The organism is Jannaschia sp. M317, from assembly GCF_025141175.1.
Taxonomy (GTDB): domain Bacteria; phylum Pseudomonadota; class Alphaproteobacteria; order Rhodobacterales; family Rhodobacteraceae; genus Jannaschia.
Genome location: NZ_CP081156.1, coordinates 34,921 through 59,342, shown reverse-complemented (window position 1 = coordinate 59,342; position 24,422 = coordinate 34,921). Strand labels below are relative to the sequence as shown.

Below are 24,422 nucleotides of genomic sequence, written 5' to 3'. Positions count from 1 at the left end.
GCCCCTAGCGCAGACGCACCCGCAGCACGCCTGATCCGTCGTCCTGTTCGGCCAGCCACAGCCCCCCCAGGGGCACCGCATCGGGCGCGCGTGGCAGGCTGTCGAGGTCGAAGATCAGCGTCTCTTCGGTCACGCCCAGAACCTGACGGTCGCCCGCGTCCAGCGTCAGGATCACGGCCAGCCCGGCGGGCGTCAGCTCGCTGCGGAAATTGCCTGCCTGCTGTCGGACCCCCTGCCCTGCCCTCAGGGTCAGGTCGCGCGCGGCCACCGCGTCCAGATCGCCGCCCGCGCGCCCCGCCAGCGCCGCGCCCTGGGTGGCGCCACCGTCGTTGTGCCACCAGGTGATCTGCTGATTGGCACCCAGGTCCAGCGCCCGGCCCGCCGCCTGACCGGTCAGGGGCGAGGTCACCTGATTGAGCGCGTCGGCCCGCACCACGATGCCTTGGTTCCATAGCGCCGGATTGGCGGCGATGGTCACCGCGCTGTCGGCGGGGGTGACGGGGCCGTAGACATCGCCGCCACTGCCCAGCAGCAGGCCATAACTGCGCGCGCGGATGTTCTGATAGGGATTGATCGCCTCGACCGGGTTCCAGGCGCCGCGGTTGACGGCCTGAAGCTCCAGCGCGATGGCGTCGCCGGTGGTGCCTGCGCCCCCCGGATCGCGCACCGCCTCGGCGTAGATGGCATGCACCGAAGAGACGGCGTCAGGGTTGCGATTGGTGGCATTGACCGACAGCGCCAGCTTGCGGCTGTCGGGGCCGTTCACCGGCTCGGCGGGACCATAGAGCGCGGCAAAGGTGCCTGCGATGTCGTTGGCGGGCGTCTGCGCCAGAACCACCACGTCGGCCTGCCGCTGCATCCAGGCCACCGGCGTCTGTGCCAGGAAACTGTCGGCCCCCAGGGCGGCATCGCCCAGCCGCAGTTGCCGCTGACCATCGGGGGTTTCCACCCCGAAGGCGAGGCCGGGCAGGTCCTGCGCGGCAGCGGTCATGGGCAAAAGGACAGCAAGGGCGAGGCAGGTGAACCGGGTCGACATGGAATGCGGTCTTTCGCAAGAAGGGGAGGGGTCAAAGGATAGCGCGGCGGCGGGGTGGGGGAATGTTTCGCGTGCGAAACACCCAGGCCAAGACCAAGGGACAGGCTCTAACCCGCAGGTTAGAGCCTATTTCGACGAGGCACGTTTGCGCAGCCAGGCGGTCAGGTCGCGTTGAAAATCCCCATCCAGTCCGGGCCCCGACAGGATCAGACGATCCCCGTCACGCGCGACGTCGACCGGGGCAGGGGCCGGCCGGGCAGGGGCCGGGGTCTTGAGCGCGCGGTCCAACAGCGCCTGTTCCGCCTCGGCGCTGTTGGGCGGGGAGGCGGCGAGCTGTTCACGGATTTTTGTGATCACATCTTGATCGTCCAGCGCCTTGGCCAGGGCCAGGCCGCGCCGCTCGGGCAGGGCCGTCGGATAGCGCAGATGCCCGTCCAGCGCCGCGACCAGGCCGATGAACGAGCCGATCTTGGAGCGTTTCGCGCGCGAAACATTGCCGTACAAACCACGCAGCGCCGCCTGCCGGTCAGGGTAGGCCCCGGCCTCCACCGCCTTGAGCGCAATCCGCGCCCGCTCCCAGTAGGAGATGTCGGCCCGGATCTCGTTTTCCTCGACCATGGTCAGATAGGCGTCAGGCGCGTTTTCGGGGGTGACGACGCGGGCGGTGACCCGGCCAAAGCGGTCGTCGCCGGTTTCGTCGAACAGATGGCGCAGCGCCGTCATCCGCCGCATCCCCGAAATCAACCCGTAGCGTTCGCGCGGGTCGCCCGTCAGGCGCACCACGTCCACCGGTACCTGCTGTCCGCGCGCCCGGATCGAGGTGATCAGCGCGGCCATATCCTCGTCCGCTGTCAGGTCGGCGGGCAGGATGCGATCGCGGTGCAGATGGGTCAGGTCGATGCGGCCCAGCGGCAGCGTCACCAGCAACAGGCCCTGCGCCCGCGCCTCGGCCATGTGGGCGGCCATCTCTTCGGCCGCCGAGGCCTGGGCCGCATCGCCCGCGACCTGGGCCACCGGCGCGCGGCTCAGGCCCTGGGCCAGACCCGTAGGCGGGGCAGGGGGCAGGCCCGCGTCCTTGGTCTCGGCGGGCTGTTGCAGGGGGGTCAGTCGTTTGCGCTTGGCCATGTCGGGCCCTTTCGTGGTTCGTCGTGCCCCGAGGGGTCTAGCCCTGAGCAGCCGAGCGTTGCGCGGCCTCTGCATCGTGCCCTTGCTGGCGCGCCAACTCGTCGTGCCCTTCCCGGCGCGCCAGATCGTCGCGACGCCAGGTCCCGATCAGCAGCCGTTTGAAGGCGGCATAGGTCTCATCGAAGGTTTCGCGCCCGCGGGCATATGTCTCTCGGTTGAAATCGCGGTAATCGGCCTCGTAGATGCCGTTCACCTGTTCCCCGGCCTGACCGATCAGGGCGGTGAAATCCTGCCTGTGGGGCGACAGGGTGGGGCCGAGGTAGCTTTGCATCAGGGCCGCCATCTCGCCCTGCTGTGCGCTGTCGTAGCGGGTCAGCACGGTGCGCACCGCATCCCATTCGAACGCCAGCCCCTCGCGGCCAAGGGCGCGGGCGGCCAGGTTCTCGCCCTCTTCGATGCTGGCGAAGGTGGCGTGCAGCATGTCGAAGAACCGGCCCGTGCTGTCGAACTCCAGAAACGAGGCGCCCATGGGCACCAGCAGGATATCCGCCGCCGACAGACCGTTGATCGTCAGATAGCCCAGGGCAGGCGGCGTATCGAGCAGCACGATGTCGTATTGATCCAGAAGCCCCGCCTGATCCAGCGCGTCAGGCAGCGCGTCCCACAGCTTCCAGCCGCGCGATTGCAGCCGCCAGACCGGGATCTGGAATTCGGCCCAGTAAAGGTTCAGCTGGGCGCCGATCAGGTCGATGTTGGGCCAGTGGGTTTTCTGCACCAGGCTGGCCGGGTCCACGTCCATCGCGGCATCCACCGTCTCATCCAGGGGCAGGGGCGCCTCGCCCCGGTCGATGCGACCCTGGTTGGCGGCGCGCAGATGCTGGCCGTAGTGGCGCGCCATCAGCGGAAAGATCGTCTGCCATTCGTCGGCCACCCGGCCGCCGAAGATCGAGGTCATCGACCCCTGGCTGTCCAGGTCGATCACCAGCACCCGGTATCCATCCAGCGCCGCGGACATGGCCAGATGCGCCGCGGTCGAGGTCTTGCCCACGCCGCCCTTGAAGTTGGCCACGGCCACGACCTTGGCCGGCAGGCCCTGGGGGCGATAGGGCAGGTAGGTTTTGGTCTTCGATCCCTCGGCGGCGAAATGTGCGCGCAGGCGCAGCACCTCGTCCAGGGTGAACCACTTGGCGCCGCCCTCCGTCTCGGAGGTGCCCTGGGGCAGATCGGGATGGTTGCGCAGCACCCGGCGGAAATGGGCCTGGGCCACGGGGATCAGGTAGCGGGTGATTTCCCAGGTGGAAAACGGGCGCAGGACCTTGCGGCCCTCTTCGCCCAGACCCCGGCTGGCCAGATCGGCGCGGCCTGCCGCACAGGCCCGCGCGATGGCGGCAAAGCCGCTGGTGTCGGTGGGGGTGCCCAGATCGGCCAGGGCCGCATCGGGGTCGATTCCGAAATAGGCCGGCGATGTCGCGCCAGCGGAGGCTGCCTTGCTCATTCTCTGCTCGATCTCTGATGTATCGTGTTTTCGCCAAGGTATCCGAAAAGGCGGCACATGCCAGCTTTTTCGTTTCCCGCCCCGGGATCGGCCTGCGGCCTACCCGTGTTATTTCGTGTTAGATATGTGTTACGCGGTCTTTCGGCCTGCGCCAAAGTGCGATTTGCGCCTTGTTGCACAGGGGGTTGGGGCCGAGGCGCGAAATCCTGCCTGACTCTGATACCACGATCGCGCGACTCTGAAACCACGCAAGCCCGATTCCGAAACCACACCCGGCGGTCAGGAAATCGTGGACGCAGCCTGTGGATATCTTTAGCGTCGGTGTCATTGAAACCACGAAGCCGGGGGAATCGGGACCAACCCGATCCGCATAATCCGGCGCGTGGGCGAGCAGTGAGCGAGACAGGCAATGACCGAACTGGCGGCGACGGGCCCGCAGGGATTCTTTCTCTGCGACGTGCTCGATGCAATCCCCAAGGGCGACATGGCGACGATGGAGCATCCCGTCTTCAGCCTGTCGACGCGCCCTGACCTGCGCATCCTGTCCTATGCCCACAACGGGGCAGAGATCACGGTGACGCCCTCGGTCAGGGGGCTGGCCACGATCCATGACAAGGACATCCTGATCTATTGCGTGAGCCAGCTGATGGCGGCGGTGAATGCAGGCCGCGCCACCGGGCGGCGTCTGCACCTGCGGGCCGCCGACCTGCTGGCGGCCTGCGGGCGCGAGAGTTCGGGCGACGGCTACCGCCGCCTGCGCGAGGCGTTCGAGCGGCTGGCCGGCACGCGGATCACCACCAACATCGTCACCGGCGAGATCGAGACCACCACCGGCTTCGGCCTGATCGAGAGCTGGGAGATCGTGCGCAAAACGCCCGCAGGTCAAAGGGGGGGCGGGCGGATGGTTTCGGTCGCGGTGACCCTGTCGGAGTGGCTCTATCGCGCGGTGCTGTCGAAATCGGTCCTGACGCTCAGCCGCGATTACTTCCGATTGCGCAAACCGCTGGAGCGGCGGATCTACGAGTTGGCGCGCAAGCATTGCGGCCGGCAACCGGCCTGGCGGATCTCGGTCGAGGTGCTGCACAAGAAATCCGGCTCGGCCTCCCCCCGTCGCGTCTTCCGCAAGATGCTGCGCGACATGGCCCAGGCCGACGGGCTGCCGGATTACCACCTGGAGGTGGAGGCGGGCGACGTGCTGCGCGTCACGCCCCGCGATCACCTGGTCGAGGCCCCGGCGGCGGCCCCGGTCCTGTCCGCCGAGGCGCTGGAGGCAGCGCGCGCCCTGGCCCCCGGCTGGGACGTCTACGCCCTGGAGGCGGAATGGCGCGAGGTCTGGGCCACGACGGGCCGCAGGCGGCTGCGGTCCGCGGATGGCGCGTTCCTGGGCTGGCTGAAGAAACGCGGGCTGGGGCGGGCCTGAGGGGCGCGTCGCCCGGTCGCGGGCCGGATCGGCCCGACAGGACTTTGCCCGGTCGCAGACCGGGCCGCGACCGAACCGCCCCCCCGGGGCGGGCGCGCCTGAATCCGAGCATCTGGATGCCCGGCCTCCGAGGGTCGCGGCCGACCCACCGGGCGGCACCGCCCCGGCGGTCCGGGCGCGGCCCTTTGCGCGTCGTCTCGACTGCGTCGAAAGCCCCCACCGCCCGCTGCCCCATGGCGGTTAACGGCGCCTTAACTGCTCCTGCGGAGGGTCCAGCCTCGAACCCTGGAGGCCCTCCCATGTCGCAAAACACACCCCGTCTGTCCCTGCCGCTGATTCAGGCCGCCCAGGCCCAGAAGCATGTCACCCACAACGAGGCGGTACAGGCGCTGGATGCGCTGGTGCAGCCGGTGGCCGCCGACCGCGACCGCACCACCCCGCCCGTAGCCCCCGCCGAGGGCGACACCCATCTGGTCGCCCCCGGCGCCAGTGACGTTTGGACCGGCCGTGACAACCAGATCGCCAGCTTCGCGGGCAATGGCTGGATCTACTACCAGCCGACCCCGGGCTGGCGCATCCATGTCCAGGCCGAAGCCGCGCAGCTGGTCTTTGACGGCAGCGGTTGGACCGCCGAGACCACGGCCCAGCCCGATACTCTGGGCATCAACACCACCGCCGACACCACCAACCGCCTGGCCGTGGCCTCTGATGCGACGCTGCTGACCCACGATGGCGCGGGCCATCAGGTCAAGATCAACAAGGCCGCCGCCGCGGACACCAATTCCCTGCTGTTCCAGACCAATTGGTCGGGCCGCGCCGAGATGGGCTGTGCGGGCGACGACGATTTCGCCATCAAGGTCAGCGCCGACGGGGCCAGCTGGCAGACGGCGATCACGATCGATGCGGCCAGCGGCGAGACCGCGTTCCCGTCCGGCACCGCAGCCCCGATCGAGACCGTCACCGCCGATGGCCGGTCGCTGCGTTATCCCGATGGGCGGCTGGAGTTCCTGGCGACGCGGAACATGGGGTCGTCCCGGGACTTCGGCAACGGGTCGGTCGACAACGCCTTTCGTTCGCCGTTCAATCAGGTGGTGTTTCCGGTGGCCTTCCTGAGCGCCCCTGTCCTGACCCTTTCGGTGGTTTGCAATGAAGGGCTGGGGGCCGCGCGCGTGGTTCTGGCCACCGCCGACGGGGTCACGACCACGGGGATCGACAATCTGCAATCCTACCGGCTGGGCACTGCGGCTGGGACGGCGGACGTCCTGGTCCATATACATGCCATCGGCCGCTGGCGCTGATCGTTGCGGGTGCCGATTGGGACCTGACATTCCGGAGCGACCGAGATAGGCCTCTTGCCATTCGAGAATCCGGGGTTTTGACGACGACATGAAGATTACCGACACCGCCCTGCCGGGCGTGAAACTGATCGAGCCGCCCCGTTTCGGTGATGATCGGGGCTTCTTTTCGGAAAGCTGGAGCCGGCCAAAGCTGGCCGCCCAGGGCATCGACATCGACTTCGTCCAAGACAACCATTCCCTGTCGGGGCGCGTGGGCACGGTGCGTGGTCTGCATTTCCAGGCACCGCCCCATGCCCAGGCCAAGCTGGTGCGCTGTGGACGCGGGTGCCTGTTCGACGTGGCCGTCGACATCCGCCGCGGCTCACCGACCTATGGGCAATGGACCGGCTACGAGCTGTCGTTCGAGAACGGTCGACAGTTGTTCATCCCGGCCGGGTTCCTGCACGGCTTCGTCACCCGTGAGCCGGACACCGAAATCATCTACAAATGCTCGGACGTCTATGCGCCCGATTGCGACGGGGCCGTTCGCTGGGACAGCTGCGGTGTCGACTGGGGGATCGTGGGTGATCCGCTGCTGTCCTCCAAGGACGCTGCGGCCCCCGCCCTTGCCGAGTTCGACAGCCCCTTCACCTGGGAAGGACAAAAGACATGAAGATCCTCATCACCGGCGGGGCCGGCTTCATCGGCTCGGCGGTCGTCCGCCACGCCATTGCCCAAGGCCACCAGGTCGTGAACCTGGACGCGCTGACCTATGCGGCCTGCCTCGACAACGTGGCCAGCGTAGCAGACAGCCCGGACTATGCCTTTGTGCAGGCCGACATCCGCGACCGCGCCGCGCTGGACGCGGTGTTTGCCGCGCACAAGCCCGATGCCGTCATGCACCTGGCCGCCGAGAGCCATGTCGACCGGTCCATCGACGGGCCGGGCGATTTCATCGAGACCAACATCACCGGCACCTACAACATGCTGGAAGCCGCGCGCGCCTACTGGACCGCGCAGGGCAAGCCCGACAGCTTCCGCTTCCACCATATCTCCACCGATGAGGTCTTCGGGAGCCTGCCCGCCGACAAGTCGGTGAAATTCACCGAGGACACGCCCTACGATCCGCGCTCGCCCTATTCTGCATCCAAGGCGTCGTCGGACCACCTGGTCCGCGCTTGGTCCGAAACCTACGGGTTGCCGGTGGTGCTGACCAATTGCTCCAACAACTACGGGCCGTTCCACTTCCCCGAAAAGCTGGTGCCGGTGATCATCCTGAACGCGCTGGCCGGCAAGGATCTGCCGATCTACGGCGACGGGTCCAACGTGCGCGACTGGCTTTACGTCGAGGATCACGCCGTCGCGCTGTTGATCGCGCTGACGCAGGGCGAGCTGGGCCGCAGCTACAACATCGGCGGCGACAACGAGCGGACCAACCTGGAACTGGTGCAGGCGCTTTGCGCCATTCTCGACCAGAAACGGCCCAAGAACGAGGGTAGCTATGCCGATCAGATCACCTATGTGACCGATCGGCCCGGCCACGATGCGCGCTATGCCATCGACGCCACCCGCATTCAGGCGGAACTGGGGTGGAAACCCTCGGTCACCGTCGAAGAGGGGCTGGAGCGGACCGTGGACTGGTATCTGGACAACAGCGACTGGTGGCAGGCGCTACAGGCGCGCGACGGGGTGGGCGAACGGCTCGGCACGAAGGCATGAGCCTGCTCGTCTTCGGACATAACGGCCAGGTCGCCACCGAGTTGCGCCGTCAGGCCCCCGAGGCGACCTTTCTGTCGCGGGCCGAGGCCGACCTGACCGACCCCGCCGCCTGCGCCGCCGCCGTGGCCGCGCACAGGCCCACCGCCGTTATCAACGCCGCTGCCTACACGGCCGTCGACCGCGCCGAGGAGGATGAGGCCACGGCCCTGGCGGTCAACGGCGCGGCCCCCGCCGCCATGGCCCGCGCCTGTGCCGACCTGGACGTGCCCTTCCTGCATGTGTCCACCGACTACGTCTTCGACGGCTCGGGCACGGCCCCCTGGCAGGTGGATGACCGGCCCGCCCCCCTGGGGGCCTATGGCCGCACCAAGCTGGCGGGCGAGGAGGGCGTGCGCGCCGCCGGAGGGCGCGCCGCGATCCTGCGCACTTCCTGGGTGTTCTCGGCCCACGGAGCCAACTTCGTGAAGACCATGCTGCGCCTGTCGGAAACCCGCGACGCCCTGAACGTGGTCGACGATCAGGTGGGGGGGCCCACGCCCGCCGCCGATATCGCCGCGACCCTGCTGACCATGGCCGCGCGGATGCAGGCGGGGCAGGGGGGCGGTACCTATCATTACGGCGGCGCCCCCGCCGTCAGCTGGGCCGGTTTCGCGCGCGAAACGTTCCGGCGCGCGGGCCGGGCCGTGACCGTTACCGGCATTCCCAGTTCCGACTATCCCACCCCCGCCGCGCGGCCGCTGAACTCGCGGATGGACGGCGCCACGCTTCGGCGCGATTTTGGCATCGAGGCGCCCGACTGGCGCGCTGGCCTCGACGCCGTGTTGGCCCAGCTGGGCCCCTGACTTTCCTTCGGAGATATTTCCCATGACCAATCGCAAGGGCATCATCCTGGCCGGCGGCTCCGGCACGCGGCTCTATCCGATCACCATCGGCGTGTCGAAACAGCTGCTGCCGGTCTACGACAAGCCGATGATCTACTACCCGATCAGCGTGCTGATGCTGGGCGGCATCCGCGAGGTGGCGATCATCACCACGCCCCAGGACGCCGATCAGTTCAAGCGCACCCTGGGCGACGGATCGCAGTGGGGCATGGCTTTCACCTATATCGAACAGCCCAGCCCCGACGGTCTGGCCCAGGCCTATATCCTGGCCGAGGATTTCCTGGACGGCGCGCCTTCGGCGCTGGTGCTGGGCGACAACATCTTCTTTGGTCACGGCCTGCCCGAAATGCTGGCCCGCGCCGATGCCAAGCAGTCGGGCGGCACCGTCTTCGGCTACCGCGTGGCCGATCCCGAACGGTATGGCGTGGTGGCCTTCGACGCCGAGGGCCGCGCCAGCGAGATCATCGAAAAGCCCGAGGTGCCGCCATCGAATTTCGCGGTGACGGGATTGTATTTTCTGGACGGCGACGCGCCCCGCCGCGCCCGCGAGGTCCAGCCAAGCCCCCGCGGCGAGCTGGAAATCACGACCCTGCTGGAGATGTATCTGGGCGAGGGGCTCTTGTCGGTGGAACGCATGGGGCGGGGCTATGCCTGGCTCGACACCGGCACCCACGGCAGCCTGCTGGATGCGGGCAACTTCGTGCGCACCCTGGAAAAACGCCAGGGCCTGCAGACCGGGTCCCCCGACGAGATCGCCTACAACAAGGGGTGGATCGACAAGGCCGGACTGCGGACGCGGGCCGAGACGTTCCGCAAGAACGATTACGGCCGCTATCTGAGCGCGCTCGAAGGCGAATGATCCAGACCCCGGCGGCTGGGCGGCGTCATATCGCCGGACCGGGTCGGCGGGGTTCATTCCACCCTCGTTTGACAGTACAGGCGGGGAATATTTTGATCCAAGGCCGCCCAGGAAGAGAGCCATAAAATGAAGATTGCTGTTGCCGGACTGGGATATGTCGGCCTTTCCAACGCCATTCTGCTTGCCCGCCAGCACGACGTCACCGCAGTCGATGTCGTCCCCGAAAAGATCAAGATGGTGTCCAACGGCATCTCTCCGATCGTGGACGACGCCTGCGAACGGTTCCTGGCGGGCGACGAGCTGTCGCTGACGGCCACGATGGATCCGGTCGAGGCCTATGCCGACGCCGAATTCGTGGTCATCGCCACGCCGACCAATTATGATCCCGAAACCAACGCCTTCAACACGACCTCGATCGAGGCCGTGATCGAGCAGGTCACGCGGATCAACCCGGACGCGGTCATGGTCATCAAGTCGACCATCCCCGTGGGCTATACCCGGGCCCTGATCGAGCGGACGGGCAACACGCAGATCATGTTCTCGCCCGAGTTCCTGCGCGAGGGTCAGGCGCTCCATGACAACCTGCATCCCAGCCGGATCGTCGTGGGCGAACGGTCCGAACGGGCACGGGTCTTTGCCGACCTGCTGAAGACGGCAGCCATCAAGGAAGACGTGCCGGTTCTTTTGACCGACAGCGACGAGGCCGAGGCGATCAAGCTGTTCGCGAATACCTACCTCGCCATGCGGGTGGCCTATTTCAACGAACTCGACAGCTATGCGCTGATGCACGGGCTCGACAGCCGCCAGATCATCGAGGGCGTGGGCCTCGATCCGCGGGTCGGGACCCATTACAACAACCCGTCCTTCGGCTATGGTGGCTACTGCCTGCCCAAGGACAGCAAGCAGCTGTTGGCGAATTACCGCGAAGTGCCGCAGAACATGATCCGCGCCATCGTCGACGCCAACCAGACCCGCAAGGATTTCCTGGCCGACCGGATCATCGCGCAAAAACCCAAGACCGTGGGCATCTACCGCCTGGTGATGAAGGCCGACAGCGACAACTTCCGCGACAGTTCGGTGCAGGGCGTGATGAAGCGGATCAAGGCCAAGGGCATCGAGGTCGTGGTCTATGAGCCGGCCCTGGCCGACGAGAGCTTTTTCGGGTCCCGCAATGAGCGCGACCTGGCCAAGTTCAAGCGCGATTGCGACATCATCGTCGCCAACCGCCAGACCGACGAGATCGCCGACGTGGTCGAAAAGATCTTTACCCGCGATCTGTTCGGCAACAACTGATCCCGGCGGGGCCGTTGCGGCGGGGTCTCAGGACCCGCCGCGACGGCGCGCGCTCGACACCAGTTTGCGGACCGGTTCGGTGATGCGCCAGGAATTGCTGTTGAGCATCGCGTCGATCTGATTGGCCAATGTGCCGTTGTCCCGCGTCAGCCCGGCGATGGTGTCCTCGCGTTCCGCCAGTTGTGAGGACAGCGCATCAAGGTGTGCCGATTGTGCGTCGAGTTGTGCGGATTGTGCGTCGAGTTGCCCCTGACGCTGGCGAATGCCGCCCGACAGGGTGGTCTGCATCTCCCGGAATTCCGTGACCAACTTCGAAAGACGGTCTGCCGATTGCCGGGCGGTCTCGTGATCGCTGCGGCTGCGCTCCAACTCTTGGCGGGTCGCTTCCAGCCAGCGGGTCATCTGAGCGATTTCCATGAAACGCGTATCCTGGGTCGCGGTGAAGCGAGTGTCCAATTCGTGCAGCTGCCGGGCCGTCGCATCGCGCAGCGCGGCGATCTTGGCCGCATGGGAGGCCTTGTCGTCCGCCGCCTGGCGATCCTGCGATTCCAGTCGTTTTTCCAGGGTCTTCCGCTTGCGGTCGGCCTCTTCGAGCGCCTGTGACAGCTCTATCCGGCGGACATCCGCGGCGGCGAAGCTCTTGGCATGGGCGTCTTCGCGTCTGGTCTGCTCTTCCTGCGCCTCTGCCAGCCGTTTGGACAGACGTGCGATGTCGCCGTCGCGGGCTTCCACTTCCCGGAGGGTCGCGGCTTCTGTCTTGGCGGTCTGCTCCAGCCGTTGAATGAGACGCGCGATTTCCTCGAACCGCGCGGCCAGACCAGTCTCGGCGGTCTCTCTGGCGGTGGTCTCGGTCTCCAGCCGTCGGGTCAGGCGGGCCAGATCGGTGTTGCGGGCTTCCAACTCGGCGGCGCGGTCCTGGACCTGGGCCTCGGCGGTCTCTCTGGCGGTGGTCTCGGTCTCGAACCGTTCGGTCAGGCGGGCCAGATCGGTGTTGCGGGCTTCCAACTCGGCGGCGCGGTCCTGGACCTGGGCCTCGGCGGTCTCTCTGGCGGTGGTCTCGGTCTCGAACCGTTCGGTCAGGCGGGCCAGATCGGTGTTGCGGGCTTCCAACTCGGCGGCGCGGTCCTGGACCTGGGCCTCGGCGGCTTCGCGGGCGGTGGTCTCGATCTCGAACCGTTCGGTCAGGCGGGCCAGATCGGTGTTGCGGGCTTCCAACTCGGTGGCGCGGTCCTGGGCCTGGGCCTCGGCGGCTTCGCGGGCGGTGGTCTCGATCTCGAACCGTTCGGTCAGGTGGGCCAGATCGGTGTTGCGGGCCTCCAGCTCGGTGGCGCGGTCCTGGGCCTGGGCCTCGGCGGCTTCGCGGGCGGTGGTCTCGGCCTTGAGCTGTTCGGTCAGGCGGGCCAGATCGGTGTTGCGGGCCTCCAGCTCGGCGGCGCGGTCCTGGGCCTGGGTGTCGCCGGCCTCCTGCCGTTTGGCCAGATCGGCCTCCAGCGCGGCGATACGTTGGGTTGCGGCCTCGTTCATTTCGGTCAGTTTGCCGATCTGATCCTTCAGAGTGACGACTTCGCTCTTGCGGTTCTCCAGCCCGGCCAGGTGTTGTTCGGCCTTTTCCTTGGTGCGGGCAAGCGCCTCGGCCTGTTCCTTCAGACGGTCCTGCAGCGTTGTCCGGTCGGCTTCGGCCTCGCTTCGCAGGGTTGCGATTTCCGTCTCACGGGTGGCCAGAAGGCCCTGGGCCTCCAACAGGTGGCTGCTCGTCTCGGTCTGTGCGGACCGCAGGGCGGCAAGGTCCGTTTCCTGCTCCGTCAACGCCTTGCGCCGGTCCTGCTCGGCCTTCTCGAGGGCGGCCACCTTCTTGGCGAGATCCGCCTTTGTCTGCTGCAACGCGTCGAGCGTGCCCTTGAGCTCCTCATGCGCTGTCTTCAGGGCGGTGTGGTCCTTGCCGAGGGTCGCGCGCGCGTCCCGCAGCGCCTCCAGCTCCTGGTTTGCGGCAGTCCAGGCCTTTCGGGCCTCGTCGAGATCGCGTTCGAGATCGGGGATCTGCGCGGCCTCGGCGCGGGTGGCGCGTTCCACGTCGAACAGTTTGCTCTGGGTGGTGGCCAGCATGGTGTTGCGCACATCGTATCGCGCAATCAGGTCCTTGTGCTTTTCGGCCAGGGTATCATGTGCCTGGGTGCGATCGCGCAGCTGGGTTTCGGCTTCCTTCAGGGCGGTGCGGAGGCGCGCGCCCTCGGCGCGCTCCGCCTCCAGGTGATGCAACCGGCCCAGGCGTTTGAGCACCCGCTGCGCATCGCGGCGGCCCTGGCCCCCGGTGGGTTGATCCAGCAGCAGCCGAAGCCGGTCGGGAATCTGGTTGCCCACGCCCACCAGATGCAGCCCGGATCCCGCCATTAGTTCAAAACCGGGGCCCAGGTCACGAACGTGATCGAGCAGGTCTTCGCCGGCGTCTTCTGCCAGCTGCGTCTCCAGGCCGTGCAGAATCACGACCCCGCGGTCCGACAGCTTGGGCAGCCATTTCTTGCGCAGCGCCTCGCCCAGATCGGGGGTGACGGCGATATCGATGAACAGGATGTCGACCGACCGGTTGGCAATCCGCCGGGGGGCCCGCTTGAGCGAATGCGCCTGCAGACGCGACAGATCCTCGAAGTGGGTCTCTGCGTATTGCGTCAACGTCTCGGGCACCGTGTTGTCGGGCCAGGGGCAGAACGCTTCGCACTGGGTGTCACAATCCAGCCGATCGGCCGCCTGACAGGCCGCGAAATGCACGACACCGCTGGGGTTGCCCAGGGTCAGGAAACTGCTGGGACGCATCACGTCGAACAGCCAGAACAGCAACGGCACGTGGTGCAGCACCGGGTCCGGGGCCAGGTAGCGCGCGGGCCAGAACAGGGCCTTGTTGGACAAAGGGGTCGAGAGATCGGGATCTTGTGGCTTCGGCAGATGCGATTGATCTTCTGTTTGGTCTGGCGACATGCCGTCTTTTTCCTTCGCCCTGGCCGTGCCCGCCCCATACCCGGAGCTGTGGGCATATGCGGAACCGATAAAATTTTCGTCGAGCGCGCCAAGCGCGTGTTCTCAATAGAGCGACACTAACATGGGCAAGGTTCGGTTCGGTAGGGCACCCGTGCGGGGTTCCTCGCTGAAACGACCGGATTTTTCGATTTCCGCCTGTCGTTTCCAACGTTCTTGTGGTTCCAATCGCCCGGGGGGCGTCTCCCGACCGTCAGCCGACTATGCAACAGCGGGGATTCCCATGGTCGACCTGACCTTTCCACCCGAAGAGGCCGCCTTCGTCGAACGTCATTACACCGCGGCAGAGGTCATCCTGGAATACGGCTCCGGGGGATCGACCCTGCTGGCGGCGCGACTGCCGGATAAGCGTATCTTTACCGTCGAGAACGACCGAAGCTGGGCCCTGGATATCCAGCGCGCGCTCGACGCCGAGGCGACCTTGTCTCCGGTGACGCTCTATCCGGTCTACATCGGCCCGACGGGCAAGTGGGGCCGGCCGGTGGACACCCGGCAATGGCATTTGTTTCACCGCTATCCGATGGCGATCTGGGACGAGGCCTTCTTTCGTCACCCCGATCTGGTTCTGATCGACGGGCGTTTCCGTCCGGCCTGTTTCGCGGCCGTCTGCCTGCGCGCCCAGGCCCCGATCACGGTGCTGTTCGACGATTATGCCGAACGGATCAAATATCACGTGATCGAACAGATCCTGAAGCCGGTGGAACTGGTCGGTCGCATGGCCCGGTTCGAGGTGGAACCGGGCTTGGTGACCCCCGAACATTCGAACCTGCTGGTCAGCCTGTTCGCCGAGACCACCTATTCCCGCCGGACGCCCAACTACGAGATCCCCTTCAATCCCAAGCGGGGCTGATCCGGATCAGGCCATCCAGGGCGGCATCACACCGCGCATGATGTGTTCGTAGTGCTCGATCGCCTTCTGGACCCGCGCATAGTAGAAGACCCGCCCGTTCTGCAAAACGATGCCCGAATTGCACAGCCGCTCCATCTGCTGCAGCGAGTGCGACACGAAAACCGCACTGCTTTCGGTCAGGCGGGCGCGCAGCATCGCCTCGCTTTTGGCCTGGAAGGCGGCGTCGCCCACGGCGGTGATCTCGTCGATGAGATAGGTGTCGAATTTGATCGCCATCGACATCGCGAAAGCCAGCCGCGATTTCATCCCCGAGGAATAGGTCCGCACCGGCAGGTTCATGTGACCGCCCAACCGCGAAAAATCCTTGGCAAACTTGACCATCTCGTCGGAATCGACGCCATAGATCCGGGCCACGAACTTGACGTTCTGCGCCCCGGTCAGATCGCCGTGAAAGCTGCCGGCGAACCCGACGGGCCAGGACACGCTGCCGTGGCGGACGATTTCGCCGCTGTCGGGGCGCACGGTGCCCGCCAGCATCTTGAGCATGGTCGACTTGCCCGCCCCGTTGCCGCCCATCAACGCCACGCATTCCCCCTTGGGGAAGGTGAATGAGATGTCGCGCGCGACGACCTTGGTGACACCGTTGAGATGGAAGGCCTTGTGCAGGTTCCGCAGCTCGATCATCGCGGGCTCACTTGCGGTCGCGCAGGCTGTAATAGACCAGCAGACCGATCAGCCAGCTCAGCAGAAGCACCAGACCGACCAACGCCGACAGGCTGGACCGCTTGGGATAAAGCGCCGCCTGGGCCAGGGACGGATCGCTGTACGTGGCGAGATAACGGCTTTGTCGTTGAGCCCGCGCCAGGGCCCCGTCCAACGTGGTCTGCGCGGCCAGATAGGAGGTCTGGGCATATTCCAGATCGACCATCAGGCGCTCGAACTCGCCCACCAGGGTCGAGAAGTTGCGCCCCTCACCGGTCTCGGTTTCGGGGCCGCCGCCGCTGCCGAAGCCGAATTTCTGCCGTTCGGCCTCGATCAGGGTTTCGATGATGTCGATGCGCAGCTGCGCCTGTTCGACCCGAGGATCGTCGCCGCGCCCGTTCTGCAACAGCAGGTTCAATTCGATGATCGCCTCGGCCTGCTGCGCCTCGAGCGAGTTGAGAAGGCCGATCTGACCGCTGATGTCCGCGCTCGGATCGACGATCCGCGCCTCGGAACGGAACCGGGTCAGAGCCTCGCGGGCGACCTTGAGCCGTTGCAGCCCCTGTTCGAGATCCTCGCGCGCATAGCGTGTCGAATCCTCGCGCGCGACGGCCGACAGGTTGTTGATCATCTCGGTCGCCTTGCGCTCGATCGCTTCGGCGATGGCAAGGCTGTCTTCTGCGGTGAAGGCGGTCACCCGAACCTCGATCAGGCCGGAGCCATTGGCATAGCTGACGTGGACCATGCGCTGCCAGTAGTCGATCAGATGTTCGATCTCGACCTGGCCGCCATAGGCGAAGACCGGGTCGAAATCGGGTTTGGCGAACATCTCCGAGACCGCCAGTTCGGCCTCGACGGCCTCGACCATCGCCCGGCTGCGGATGAACTCATAGAGAATGTCGGTATCCGACGAACTGGTCCCGCCGCCAAGCGCGGTCAGCCCGTCGAGCAACGAATTGGCCTGCGATGTCTCTTCGGAGCGGACGGCGAATCCGAAGACGGTGGCATATTGATCCTCTGCCACCTGGTAGAGATAGTAGACAGCCCCCGCGAGCGGCAGCAGCACGAATAGCAGAAAACTCAGCAGGATGCCGTAATGACGCGCCTTGGCCTTTGCGCGGCCCGCAGGCTTTGGGGTGGCAGGCTTGGCTGGGGGGGAGGCGGGCTGTGAAATGGGGTTTGCCTTTGCAAAATTGCTTGCGCTTTGAGCAGAGATTTCTGATTTTCACATCGTATTTGCAACTGCTTTCGTCCTGGGCCGTTGTCCGGTCACGCGAAATCCGGCAAGCCCGCTCAAGGATCGGACGAAAGAGAGTTCCATGTCAGAATCGCTTCCGAGCAAGGTACGCTTCCGCTTCATCCGTACGATCGGGGCCCTGATGCTGCGCGAGATGAGCACGACCTACGGTCGCTCGCCGGGGGGATATCTGTGGAGCTTCGCGGAACCCATCGGGGGGGTCGCCCTGCTGACGCTGGTGTTCTCGGCGATCACCCGGACCCCTCCGATCGGCAGCAATTTTCCGATCTTCTTCGCCACCGGTTTCCTGCCTTTCGCGCTCTATGGGGCGGTTGTGGGCAACGTTTCGGCCTCGATCCGCTATTCCAAGCCGTTGCTGGCCTATCCCGGCGTGACCTATGTGGATGCCATCATCGCCCGGCTGCTGCTGACCGTGATCACCCAGGTCCTGGTGACGATCATCATCTTCTCGATGATCATGCTGATCTTCGATCTGCAGCTTTATATCGACTATCTGCTGGTCCTGCGCGGCCTGCTGATGGCGGCGGTGTTCGGATTGGGCGTCGGGCTGGCCAATTGCTATCCGGTCAGCGTCTATCCGATCTGGCAGACGATCTGGGCCGTGCTCAACCGGCCGCTGTTCATCGTCTCGGGGATCTTCTTTCTGATCGACCCGCTGCCCGAGAAGCTGCGCTCGGCCTTGCTTCTCAATCCGATCGCCCAGGCGATCATGCAGACCCGCAACGGCATGTTCGACACCTATGACGCGCTCTTCGTCTCCGAGATCTATGTCTATACGGTATCGCTGGTTTTGGGGGCGCTCGGCATGCTGGCCCTGAACCGTTACTACAACGAGATTCTCGAAGATGGGGCCTGAGATCGCGGCTTGGCTCTGGCATTTTGTCGGGCATGCCACTAGGAACCCGTCACTTTCGCACAAGAAATGAGCATCCCGTGGCGCAGGCCATCCTTCATATCGGCACCCACAAGACGGCGACGACCTCGCTTCAGGATCTGTTCTGGAGCAATTCCGCCCGGCTCGAAGAGCACGGGCTGATCTATCCGCGCCTGTCGACCCATACCGGCCACCATGGCCTGGTCGAGGGCTGGACCGGCATGCCCGAGATTTATCGGTTGCCGTCCGATCCGCTGGAGACATTGCGCAGCCTGGCGGCGGCCCATGCCGGGCGCGGCCCCGATACGACGCTGTTTCTCAGCAGCGAGGAGTTTTCCCGCAATGAGGCGCTGGATCACCTGGGCGCACTTCGCGATGCGCTGTCGGGGTTCGATCGGGTCCGGGTCTTCTGCACCTTGCGGACGCAATGGCGGTTTCTGCAGTCGCTTTATCTGGAGCTGTCCAAGCACCAGTCACCGCCGCGCCCGCAGGCCCTGGTCGGGGCGGCGATGGAGACCGGGCTGTGCCAGGGATTGTGGATCGATTACCTGGGGCTGCTCGACAGGCTGGAGACAGTGTTCGATCCCGAAGATATTACCCTGTTCGATTTCGATACGGCCTGCCATGCGCCCGGCGGGTTGCCGCAGGCGATGTTGTCGGCCGCCGGTCTGGCGGACATAAACCTGCACGAGGTGCCCGCGTCGAACATCTCGCCCCTGCCGCTCGCCTCCTGGGGGGCGAACCTGCTGAGCGAGCCGCGCCCGGCCCCGTCCTGGCTGGTCACCAAGATGACCGAAGTGGTCCAGGCAAAATATGGTCCCAAGATCCGCACAAGCGTCTTTTCGCGCGAGGAACTGGCCCGGCTGAACGATCATTTCGATGCAGGCAATCTCGTGCTGGAGGCGCGCCGCGCGCCGCTGCAGCCTGATTTCGCGCTGACACGGGCGGCCGGGTCCGGCGTCGCGCTGGCCCGAGGCGAGGTGTCCGCCGACTTCTGGTTGGAAGCCGGGCGGCATCTCGTCTCTGGCTACATGGGGGGCTGAGCCGATCTGTCCGCGCGCGACATTGCTGCAGTTGCACGGCCTTCTGAGGCAAGATAGGTTCGCGGCATTGAGACTACCAGGTCGCACCGTCTTGCACGAGGGGGGGCATCCTGCGTTGCCGTTCAATTTTTGGTGTGGCGGATAGAGTGAACAGAGCAGTGACATCCGCCCCTGATCGCATGTGTCGGTATATGCGGATTGTTGTGCGTCCATATGTCAGAAGGGCCGCGCTCCTCCGAGCTGACGGTCCCGTATTTCGAAAGCCTGCTTAAGATGAAGATTCTTGAAAGAACCCCGATTTTCGCTTCGGACTGGTACGCCGAGACCTATCGCGACGTGCAGATCCTGGAGATGGATCCGCTGCGCCACTACATGCGTTACGGCGGATTCCTGCGCCGGGACCCCAGTCCGTTCTTCGATGCGCGGACTTATGCCGACCGTCATGGCCTGACCGACGACGAAAACCCGGTTGTGCATTTCACCGAAACCTATGGCGGCGAGCCGCGGGATTTCCCGACCCTCGCGATGTCGGATCTCAAGGCGAAGCTTTGGGGCGGTTTCTCGGGCCTGTCGGTCGACCTGCTCAAGAAGGCCATTCATTCCGGCAAGTACAAGAAGACCGAGAAAGCCGAGGCCGCTTTTCTGCTGGGACGCTGGCACGCGCTGTCGGAGGAATGGGACGAAGCGGTCAAATACCTGCGGATGATCAGCAAGTTCGACATCAAGCTGTTCCGCAGTGTGCGCTGCAAGCTGATGCTCGTCGATACGCTGATCCGGGCCGAGGATTTCGACAAGGCCCGCGAGATGATCGATTTCGTGCTGGGCAAGGGCATGAACGGGCATTTCGTCTGTGCGCGCAACAACCTGCTGGCCGCCGAGGGCGCGGATGCGCAGACCCGCTTTGCCGCGTTCAACGAATTGTTCGAGGATGCGGGTATCGCGCCGATGCGCCTGGCCGACCCCGACAAGGGCGCCGTGTTCGGCAACTGGGACTTTGATATCCCCGCCTCCAAGCCCGTCGACGGGCCCAAGGTGTCGGTACTGATGCCGGTCTACGGGGCCGAGGATTTCATCGAGGTCGCCGTCAAGTCGCTGCTGGCGCAGACCTGGCAGAACCTGGAAATCATCGCGGTCGAGGATCGCAGCCCGGACGGCAGCTGGGAAAAACTGCAGGAACTGGCCAAGCAGGACGACCGGCTGAAGATCCACCGCAACGACGTCAACATGGGCGCCTATCCCACGCGCAACCGCGCCCTGGGCCTGGCCACCGGCGAATTCATCACCGTCCACGACAGCGATGACTGGTCGCATCCCGAGATGATCGAGATCCAGATGAAGGCCCTGCTGGAGAACCCGGAGGTCAAGGGCACCTGTTCGGCCATGGCGCGGGTCTATCCGGACCTGACCTTCATTCTGCGCCCGCAGCGCAACAACCTGGAATTCGTCCACCGCAGCTATCCATCCCTGCTGATGCGCCGGGTGGATATCGACCAGCTCAAGGAATGGGACCTGATCTCGGCCAATGCCGACGACGAATTCATTCAGCGCGCCCGCATGAAGTGGGGCGACGGGGCCATTCTGGACGTCATGACCAACGTGCCGCTGTCGCTGTTCCTCGTGCACGAGAACTCGCTGACGCAGCAAAAGGGCACCAACCTCAACAGCCTGACCTTTGGCATCCGTCGCGAATACGGTCGCCAGGCGAAATACTGGCGCGACCACAAGCAGGCCGACCAGGAGGCGATGGACCTGTCGCTGGCACGCACCAGCTTCAAGTCGCCCTTCCCGATCCCCCAGGGGCTGGGCCCCAAGAATTGGGAACGCAACACCCACTACGACATCGTCCTGATCAGCGACATGGCCCTGCTGGGTGGCACCCGCCGCTGCAACGAGGGCTACATCGCCGCGGCGACGGCCCTGGGCCTGCGGGTCGGGCTGTTCCACTGGCCGCGCTTTGATCTGCGTCTGGCCGATGTGGCCCCGGAATATCTGGAACTGGCCTATCAGGACAATGTCGACATCCTGGTTCCCGAGGACGAGATCACCGCCGGGGCGATCCTGATCCATCATCCGCCGATCCTGAAGTACGAGATCGATGCCGTGCCGCAGATCAAGGCCGACAAGCTGAGCATCATCGTCAACCAGTCGCCGATGCAACGCTGGAGCAACGCGCCGCACTACTATGACGCGGGCGAGGTGCAGAAAACCTGCCAGAAGCTGTTCGGCCTCGATCCCGAATGGATCGCGATCTCGCCCAGGGTGCAGCAGGTCCTCAAGGTGTCCGGGGGCTTCGACAATATTCGCGGAAACGTCTGGTATCCTCCGCATCACGGCACCCTTCCCGACACCCTGCCGCCGATGCCCGAAGGCTTCGGCACCGACCGCGAGATCGTCATCGGCCGCCATGCCCGCGACCATTGGACCAAGTGGCCGGCCGTGGGCGATACCCTGAAGACCGCCTATTGCGGCGATGAGGCGGGCATCGTCTGCCGCCTGCTGGGCGGCGACAACACGCCCCGCAAGCTGCTGGGGGATCTGCCGGCGAATTGGGACGTGCTGGAATTCGATTCCGTTACCGTGCCGGAGTTCGTGCAGAACCTCGATTTCTTCCTGCACTTCGTCCACGAGGATTACATCGAGGAATTCGGCCGCAACGTGATGGAGGCCATGGCCTTTGGCCGCGTGGCCATCCTGCCGCCGTCGTTCCGGGACATCTTTCTGGATGCTGCCGTCTACTGCCAGCCCGAAGAGGTCGCCGAGACGGTCCGCCGCTACTGGTCGGATCCCGAACTCTACCGGGCCCAGGCCCAGAAGGGCCTGGATTTCGTCCGCAACAACTGCGCTCAGCTGATCATCCAGGACAACCTGCGTGGGTTGCTGGATTGATCAAAGGAAACGCCACCATGAAGAAGTTTCTCGTTCTCGGCATAGGCAACGCGCAAGTTGATCTTCTGGAGTATCTGTCAGGATCTTTTGAGGTTCACGCCCTTGCAAACAGCACCGAGGCGCGGGGCTATTCGCTGGCCGACGTGTTCGGTCTCGTCAACATCGCCGACCCGGACGCCGTGCTGGAATATGCCAAGGCCAATGAGATCGACTATGTCTATTCCGTGGGGTCCGACGTGGCGATGCCGAGTGCCATGTATGTGGCCGAACAGTTGGGCCTGCCGCATTTCGTCAGCAGTCGCACTGCGGTGATCTGCAACAACAAGGTGAAGTTGCGGACCGAACTGGCGCAAACCTATGGGGCGCTGGAATTTTCCCTGCTGGAAGACGGAACGGGCGGCCGTGATATACCCTTGCCTGCCATGCTCAAGCCCGTCGACAGCCAGGGCCAGCGTGGCGTGCAGACAATCACGTCCCATGACGAGATCCCTGCCGCCTTCGAGACGGCCATCGCCTTCTCGCGCAGCGGCAAGGCCATCCTCGAGCGCAAGGTGGATGGGGTCGAGATTTCCGTGAACGCCTATATGGTAGACGGCGAACTCGTGTTCTTCCTGCCGTCCGACCGCCTCGCCTGGGCGCAGTTCGACGGCGGTATCATCCGCAAGCACATCCTGCCCACGACCCTGTCGGACCAGGTGGTCGCAAATGTCAGACGCCTGGCCGAAGAGAGCTTGAAGGCGCTCGAGATCCGCAATGGCCCCGCTTATTTTCAGATCAAGATCGATGCGGAAACGCCGCGTCTGATCGAGGTGACTCCGCGCCTGGATGGATGTCACATGTGGCGCCTGATCCGGGCCACCACCGGGGTCGACCTGCTGGATGCCTCGATCCGCCACCTACAGGGCGATACACCTGTCTTTCCAAAGGACATCCCGCTCAGAGCTGGTGTTCTCGAATTCCTCTGCCAACCACCGGGGGAAACCTTTCACAGGGTCGAAACGGATCCGGAGGCCGAGACCCTTGTGTGGTATTATGACGAGGGTCAGAAGGTATCACGGATGAACGGTTACATGGAGAAAGCGGGCTTCCAGATCGTGGTAGACCCGGCATGAAGGTCGCCGTGACCGGGGCGAACGGATTTCTCGGTCATCACATTCTGGCGGGGCTGAAGGCGGATCACGATATGGTGGCCCTGCAACGGCGTGTTTCGCCTGACGGGCCTGCCGATATCGAGGTGCGCGAGACGGACTACGGGACTGCAAGCCTGTCCGATGTCCTGAAGGACTGCGACGCAGTCATTCACCTGGCCGCGCAGCGGATGCATGGTGGCAACGAAGCCGCTGTTCTGGAGAATGCCGCACTCGATCACCGGTTGTTTTCGGCGGCGCATGATTGCGGCGTAAGGCATGTCATCTTTGCCTCGACGCGCGGCCTTTACGGGACGCTTCCGGCACCTTGGCATGAGACGGACCCGATTGCCCCGGATACCACCTACGCCATGGTCAAGGGACAGTCCGAGTTGTCGGCGGATTTCTTCACTCGCCGTAAGGGATTGCCAGTCACCGCCTTACGTCTGGCCCAGGTTTTCGGGCTGGGCGAATATGATCGCAGTGTCACGACCGTCTTCCTCCGGAACGGCTTCCGTGGGCAGGCGTTGAAGCTGTCGGCAACGGGCCTGCGGCGGGAATACATCTATGTCAAGGACGTGGTGGGCGCGATGCGCGCGGTTCTGGAACGGGGGACACCCGGCGTCTTCAACCTCGGCTCCGGTACGGCCATCACCATCGAAGAGATGGCCGCAGGTATCTGCGCGGCTTTCGGCCGTCCCGGTAATTACAGCATCGCGGAGGGTGCGGCCCGGTTGGATGAGCACAGTCTGATGGATATCTCGCACCTGACGGAGACGTTTGGGTGGACCCCGAGCTATTCTCTGGAGGAGGCGATCCGTGACATCGCCGCCACCCTGCAGGTGCCAGAGATGGTGTCCCGATATGGATTTTGACGCCATCGACAGCGACGTGGCAGCCTCGAGCAGGATCTATACCGGAGCACGGGTCCGGTCCTCACGGCTGGCGGACCACACGGTCGTGGGAAACTTCTCACGGGTGGATGCCTCGACCCTCGCGGAACGCGTACGGATCGATCGAAACAACCAGGTTTTCCGATCCGAGATGGGACGTTTCAGCTATACCGGGATGAACACCGTGGTGATGCAGGCTGAGGTCGGTGCCTTCTGCTCTTGTGCCTGGAACGTGACGATCGGGGGGGCCAATCACGATGTTTCGCGGGTGACGCAACATGCGTTTCTCTACAACCCCTACGATGGCATCCGTCCAGAAGGACATCCTGCGCCCTACGACCGCTTTGCCGGCAAGATAACGATCGGCCATGACGTCTGGATCGGAGCAGGCGCGGCCATCATGCGCGGCGTATCGGTGGGCAACGGCGCGGTCATCGCTGCCAACGCAGTCGTGACCCGCGACGTGCCCCCCTATGCGATCGTCGCTGGAAACCCCGCCCGAATTCTGCGTTCGCGCTTTCCTGATGCGATCGTCGACCGGCTACAGGCGCTGCAATGGTGGCATTGGGACGTCGCGGATCTGCAGGCGAAGTATGACCTGATCTCTGCCGAGCCGACGCCCGAAGTCCTTGACCAACTCGAAACCGGCTAGGGTCC

At 65.0% G+C, this 24,422-nt stretch carries 20 protein-coding genes; 14 read left to right on the top strand and 6 right to left on the bottom strand.

All coding sequences use genetic code 11. The features are described from left to right. Positions 1 to 4: 4 nt before the first annotated feature. From K3551_RS18310 to K3551_RS18300, 3 genes are all read right to left on the bottom strand, one after another. Positions 5 to 1,036: a hypothetical protein gene (locus K3551_RS18310; protein WP_259919776.1), complete on the bottom strand. Its 1,032-nt coding sequence runs from the start codon at positions 1,034 to 1,036 to the stop codon at positions 5 to 7. 126 nt (positions 1,037 to 1,162) lie between these two features. Next, positions 1,163 to 2,161, bottom strand: coding sequence for a ParB N-terminal domain-containing protein (locus K3551_RS18305; RefSeq protein WP_259919774.1), 999 nt, complete (start codon positions 2,159 to 2,161; stop codon positions 1,163 to 1,165). A gap of 37 nt (positions 2,162 to 2,198) precedes the next feature. Next, complete coding sequence (locus K3551_RS18300; RefSeq protein WP_259919771.1) at positions 2,199 to 3,656, bottom strand: AAA family ATPase; 1,458 nt, start codon at positions 3,654 to 3,656, stop codon at positions 2,199 to 2,201. Positions 3,657 to 4,065: 409 nt separating this feature from the next. On the opposite strand from K3551_RS18300, the gene K3551_RS18295 reads away from it, so the two are divergent. From K3551_RS18295 to K3551_RS18265, 7 genes are all read left to right on the top strand, one after another. After that, positions 4,066 to 5,076, top strand: a complete 1,011-nt coding sequence (locus K3551_RS18295) for a replication initiator protein A (protein ID WP_259919769.1) — start codon at positions 4,066 to 4,068, stop codon at positions 5,074 to 5,076. A 299-nt stretch (positions 5,077 to 5,375) separates the two neighbouring features. Then, on the top strand, positions 5,376 to 6,374 hold the full coding sequence (locus K3551_RS18290) for a DUF2793 domain-containing protein (protein WP_259919767.1): 999 nt from the start codon (positions 5,376 to 5,378) through the stop codon (positions 6,372 to 6,374). A gap of 88 nt (positions 6,375 to 6,462) precedes the next feature. Then, positions 6,463 to 7,026 (top strand): dTDP-4-dehydrorhamnose 3,5-epimerase, encoded by a 564-nt coding sequence (gene rfbC, locus K3551_RS18285; protein WP_259919896.1) that lies wholly within the window; start codon positions 6,463 to 6,465, stop codon positions 7,024 to 7,026. Next, positions 7,023 to 8,072 carry a dTDP-glucose 4,6-dehydratase gene (rfbB, locus tag K3551_RS18280; protein ID WP_259919893.1) on the top strand — a complete coding sequence of 350 codons (1,050 nt, stop codon included), beginning with the start codon at positions 7,023 to 7,025 and terminating at the stop codon, positions 8,070 to 8,072. The genes rfbC and rfbB overlap by 4 nt, the downstream gene beginning before the upstream one ends. Continuing rightward, a complete protein-coding gene (gene rfbD, locus K3551_RS18275) occupies positions 8,069 to 8,914 on the top strand; it encodes a dTDP-4-dehydrorhamnose reductase (RefSeq protein ID WP_259919891.1) in 846 nt (281 codons plus the stop codon). Before rfbB ends, rfbD begins: the two co-directional genes overlap by 4 nt. A 22-nt stretch (positions 8,915 to 8,936) precedes the next feature. Further along, the gene (rfbA, locus tag K3551_RS18270; protein WP_259919887.1) at positions 8,937 to 9,812 is read left to right on the top strand and encodes a glucose-1-phosphate thymidylyltransferase RfbA; all 876 of its coding nucleotides are present in this window, start codon (positions 8,937 to 8,939) and stop codon (positions 9,810 to 9,812) included. A 126-nt stretch (positions 9,813 to 9,938) separates the two neighbouring features. Next, complete coding sequence (locus K3551_RS18265) at positions 9,939 to 11,105, top strand: nucleotide sugar dehydrogenase (protein ID WP_259919884.1); 1,167 nt, start codon at positions 9,939 to 9,941, stop codon at positions 11,103 to 11,105. 27 nt (positions 11,106 to 11,132) lie between these two features. On the opposite strand, the gene K3551_RS18260 is transcribed toward K3551_RS18265, so the two are convergent. Further along, on the bottom strand, positions 11,133 to 14,075 hold the full coding sequence (locus K3551_RS18260) for a class I SAM-dependent methyltransferase (RefSeq protein ID WP_259919881.1): 2,943 nt from the start codon (positions 14,073 to 14,075) through the stop codon (positions 11,133 to 11,135). 280 nt (positions 14,076 to 14,355) lie between these two features. Between K3551_RS18260 and K3551_RS18255 the strand changes: the two genes are divergently transcribed. Continuing rightward, complete coding sequence (locus K3551_RS18255; protein WP_259919879.1) at positions 14,356 to 14,982, top strand: hypothetical protein; 627 nt, start codon at positions 14,356 to 14,358, stop codon at positions 14,980 to 14,982. A gap of 6 nt (positions 14,983 to 14,988) precedes the next feature. Here the strand turns inward: K3551_RS18255 and K3551_RS18250 are convergent, their stop codons facing one another. Both K3551_RS18250 and K3551_RS18245 read right to left on the bottom strand, forming a co-directional pair. Next, positions 14,989 to 15,666 carry an ABC transporter ATP-binding protein gene (locus K3551_RS18250; protein ID WP_259919876.1) on the bottom strand — a complete coding sequence of 226 codons (678 nt, stop codon included), beginning with the start codon at positions 15,664 to 15,666 and terminating at the stop codon, positions 14,989 to 14,991. Between the two features lie 7 nt (positions 15,667 to 15,673). Next, complete coding sequence (locus tag K3551_RS18245; RefSeq protein WP_259919874.1) at positions 15,674 to 16,750, bottom strand: sugar transporter; 1,077 nt, start codon at positions 16,748 to 16,750, stop codon at positions 15,674 to 15,676. 253 nt (positions 16,751 to 17,003) lie between these two features. Between K3551_RS18245 and K3551_RS18240 the strand changes: the two genes are divergently transcribed. The 6 genes from K3551_RS18240 to K3551_RS18215 all read left to right on the top strand — a co-directional run bounded on the left by K3551_RS18240 (position 17,004) and on the right by K3551_RS18215 (position 24,417). Further along, complete coding sequence (locus K3551_RS18240) at positions 17,004 to 17,798, top strand: ABC transporter permease (RefSeq protein ID WP_259919873.1); 795 nt, start codon at positions 17,004 to 17,006, stop codon at positions 17,796 to 17,798. A gap of 77 nt (positions 17,799 to 17,875) precedes the next feature. After that, positions 17,876 to 18,859, top strand: coding sequence for a hypothetical protein (locus tag K3551_RS18235; protein ID WP_259919871.1), 984 nt, complete (start codon positions 17,876 to 17,878; stop codon positions 18,857 to 18,859). Positions 18,860 to 19,132: 273 nt separating this feature from the next. Beyond that, positions 19,133 to 21,745, top strand: a complete 2,613-nt coding sequence (locus K3551_RS18230) for a glycosyltransferase (RefSeq protein ID WP_259919869.1) — start codon at positions 19,133 to 19,135, stop codon at positions 21,743 to 21,745. 17 nt (positions 21,746 to 21,762) lie between these two features. Next, entirely contained in the window at positions 21,763 to 22,857 is a 1,095-nt protein-coding gene (locus tag K3551_RS18225; RefSeq protein WP_259919866.1) for an acetyl-CoA carboxylase biotin carboxylase subunit family protein, read from the top strand. Continuing rightward, positions 22,854 to 23,747: an NAD(P)-dependent oxidoreductase gene (locus K3551_RS18220; RefSeq protein WP_259919865.1), complete on the top strand. Its 894-nt coding sequence runs from the start codon at positions 22,854 to 22,856 to the stop codon at positions 23,745 to 23,747. Before K3551_RS18225 ends, K3551_RS18220 begins: the two co-directional genes overlap by 4 nt. Then, on the top strand, positions 23,737 to 24,417 hold the full coding sequence (locus tag K3551_RS18215) for a CatB-related O-acetyltransferase (protein ID WP_259919863.1): 681 nt from the start codon (positions 23,737 to 23,739) through the stop codon (positions 24,415 to 24,417). The genes K3551_RS18220 and K3551_RS18215 overlap by 11 nt, the downstream gene beginning before the upstream one ends. Positions 24,418 to 24,422: the final 5 nt, after the last annotated feature.

Coding starts and splice junctions, on each gene's coding strand:
- K3551_RS18305 (WP_259919774.1), bottom strand. CDS start 2,161: ATGGCCAAGCGCAAACGACTGACCCCCCTGCAACAGCCCGCCGAGACC.
- K3551_RS18290 (WP_259919767.1), top strand. CDS start 5,376: ATGTCGCAAAACACACCCCGTCTGTCCCTGCCGCTGATTCAGGCCGCC.
- K3551_RS18215 (WP_259919863.1), top strand. CDS start 23,737: ATGGATTTTGACGCCATCGACAGCGACGTGGCAGCCTCGAGCAGGATC.
- K3551_RS18240 (WP_259919873.1), top strand. CDS start 17,004: ATGTCAGAATCGCTTCCGAGCAAGGTACGCTTCCGCTTCATCCGTACG.
- K3551_RS18220 (WP_259919865.1), top strand. CDS start 22,854: ATGAAGGTCGCCGTGACCGGGGCGAACGGATTTCTCGGTCATCACATT.
- rfbD (WP_259919891.1), top strand. CDS start 8,069: ATGAGCCTGCTCGTCTTCGGACATAACGGCCAGGTCGCCACCGAGTTG.
- K3551_RS18225 (WP_259919866.1), top strand. CDS start 21,763: ATGAAGAAGTTTCTCGTTCTCGGCATAGGCAACGCGCAAGTTGATCTT.
- K3551_RS18230 (WP_259919869.1), top strand. CDS start 19,133: ATGAAGATTCTTGAAAGAACCCCGATTTTCGCTTCGGACTGGTACGCC.
- rfbB (WP_259919893.1), top strand. CDS start 7,023: ATGAAGATCCTCATCACCGGCGGGGCCGGCTTCATCGGCTCGGCGGTC.
- K3551_RS18295 (WP_259919769.1), top strand. CDS start 4,066: ATGACCGAACTGGCGGCGACGGGCCCGCAGGGATTCTTTCTCTGCGAC.
- rfbC (WP_259919896.1), top strand. CDS start 6,463: ATGAAGATTACCGACACCGCCCTGCCGGGCGTGAAACTGATCGAGCCG.
- rfbA (WP_259919887.1), top strand. CDS start 8,937: ATGACCAATCGCAAGGGCATCATCCTGGCCGGCGGCTCCGGCACGCGG.
- K3551_RS18310 (WP_259919776.1), bottom strand. CDS start 1,036: ATGTCGACCCGGTTCACCTGCCTCGCCCTTGCTGTCCTTTTGCCCATG.
- K3551_RS18260 (WP_259919881.1), bottom strand. CDS start 14,075: ATGTCGCCAGACCAAACAGAAGATCAATCGCATCTGCCGAAGCCACAA.
- K3551_RS18255 (WP_259919879.1), top strand. CDS start 14,356: ATGGTCGACCTGACCTTTCCACCCGAAGAGGCCGCCTTCGTCGAACGT.
- K3551_RS18250 (WP_259919876.1), bottom strand. CDS start 15,666: ATGATCGAGCTGCGGAACCTGCACAAGGCCTTCCATCTCAACGGTGTC.
- K3551_RS18265 (WP_259919884.1), top strand. CDS start 9,939: ATGAAGATTGCTGTTGCCGGACTGGGATATGTCGGCCTTTCCAACGCC.
- K3551_RS18300 (WP_259919771.1), bottom strand. CDS start 3,656: ATGAGCAAGGCAGCCTCCGCTGGCGCGACATCGCCGGCCTATTTCGGA.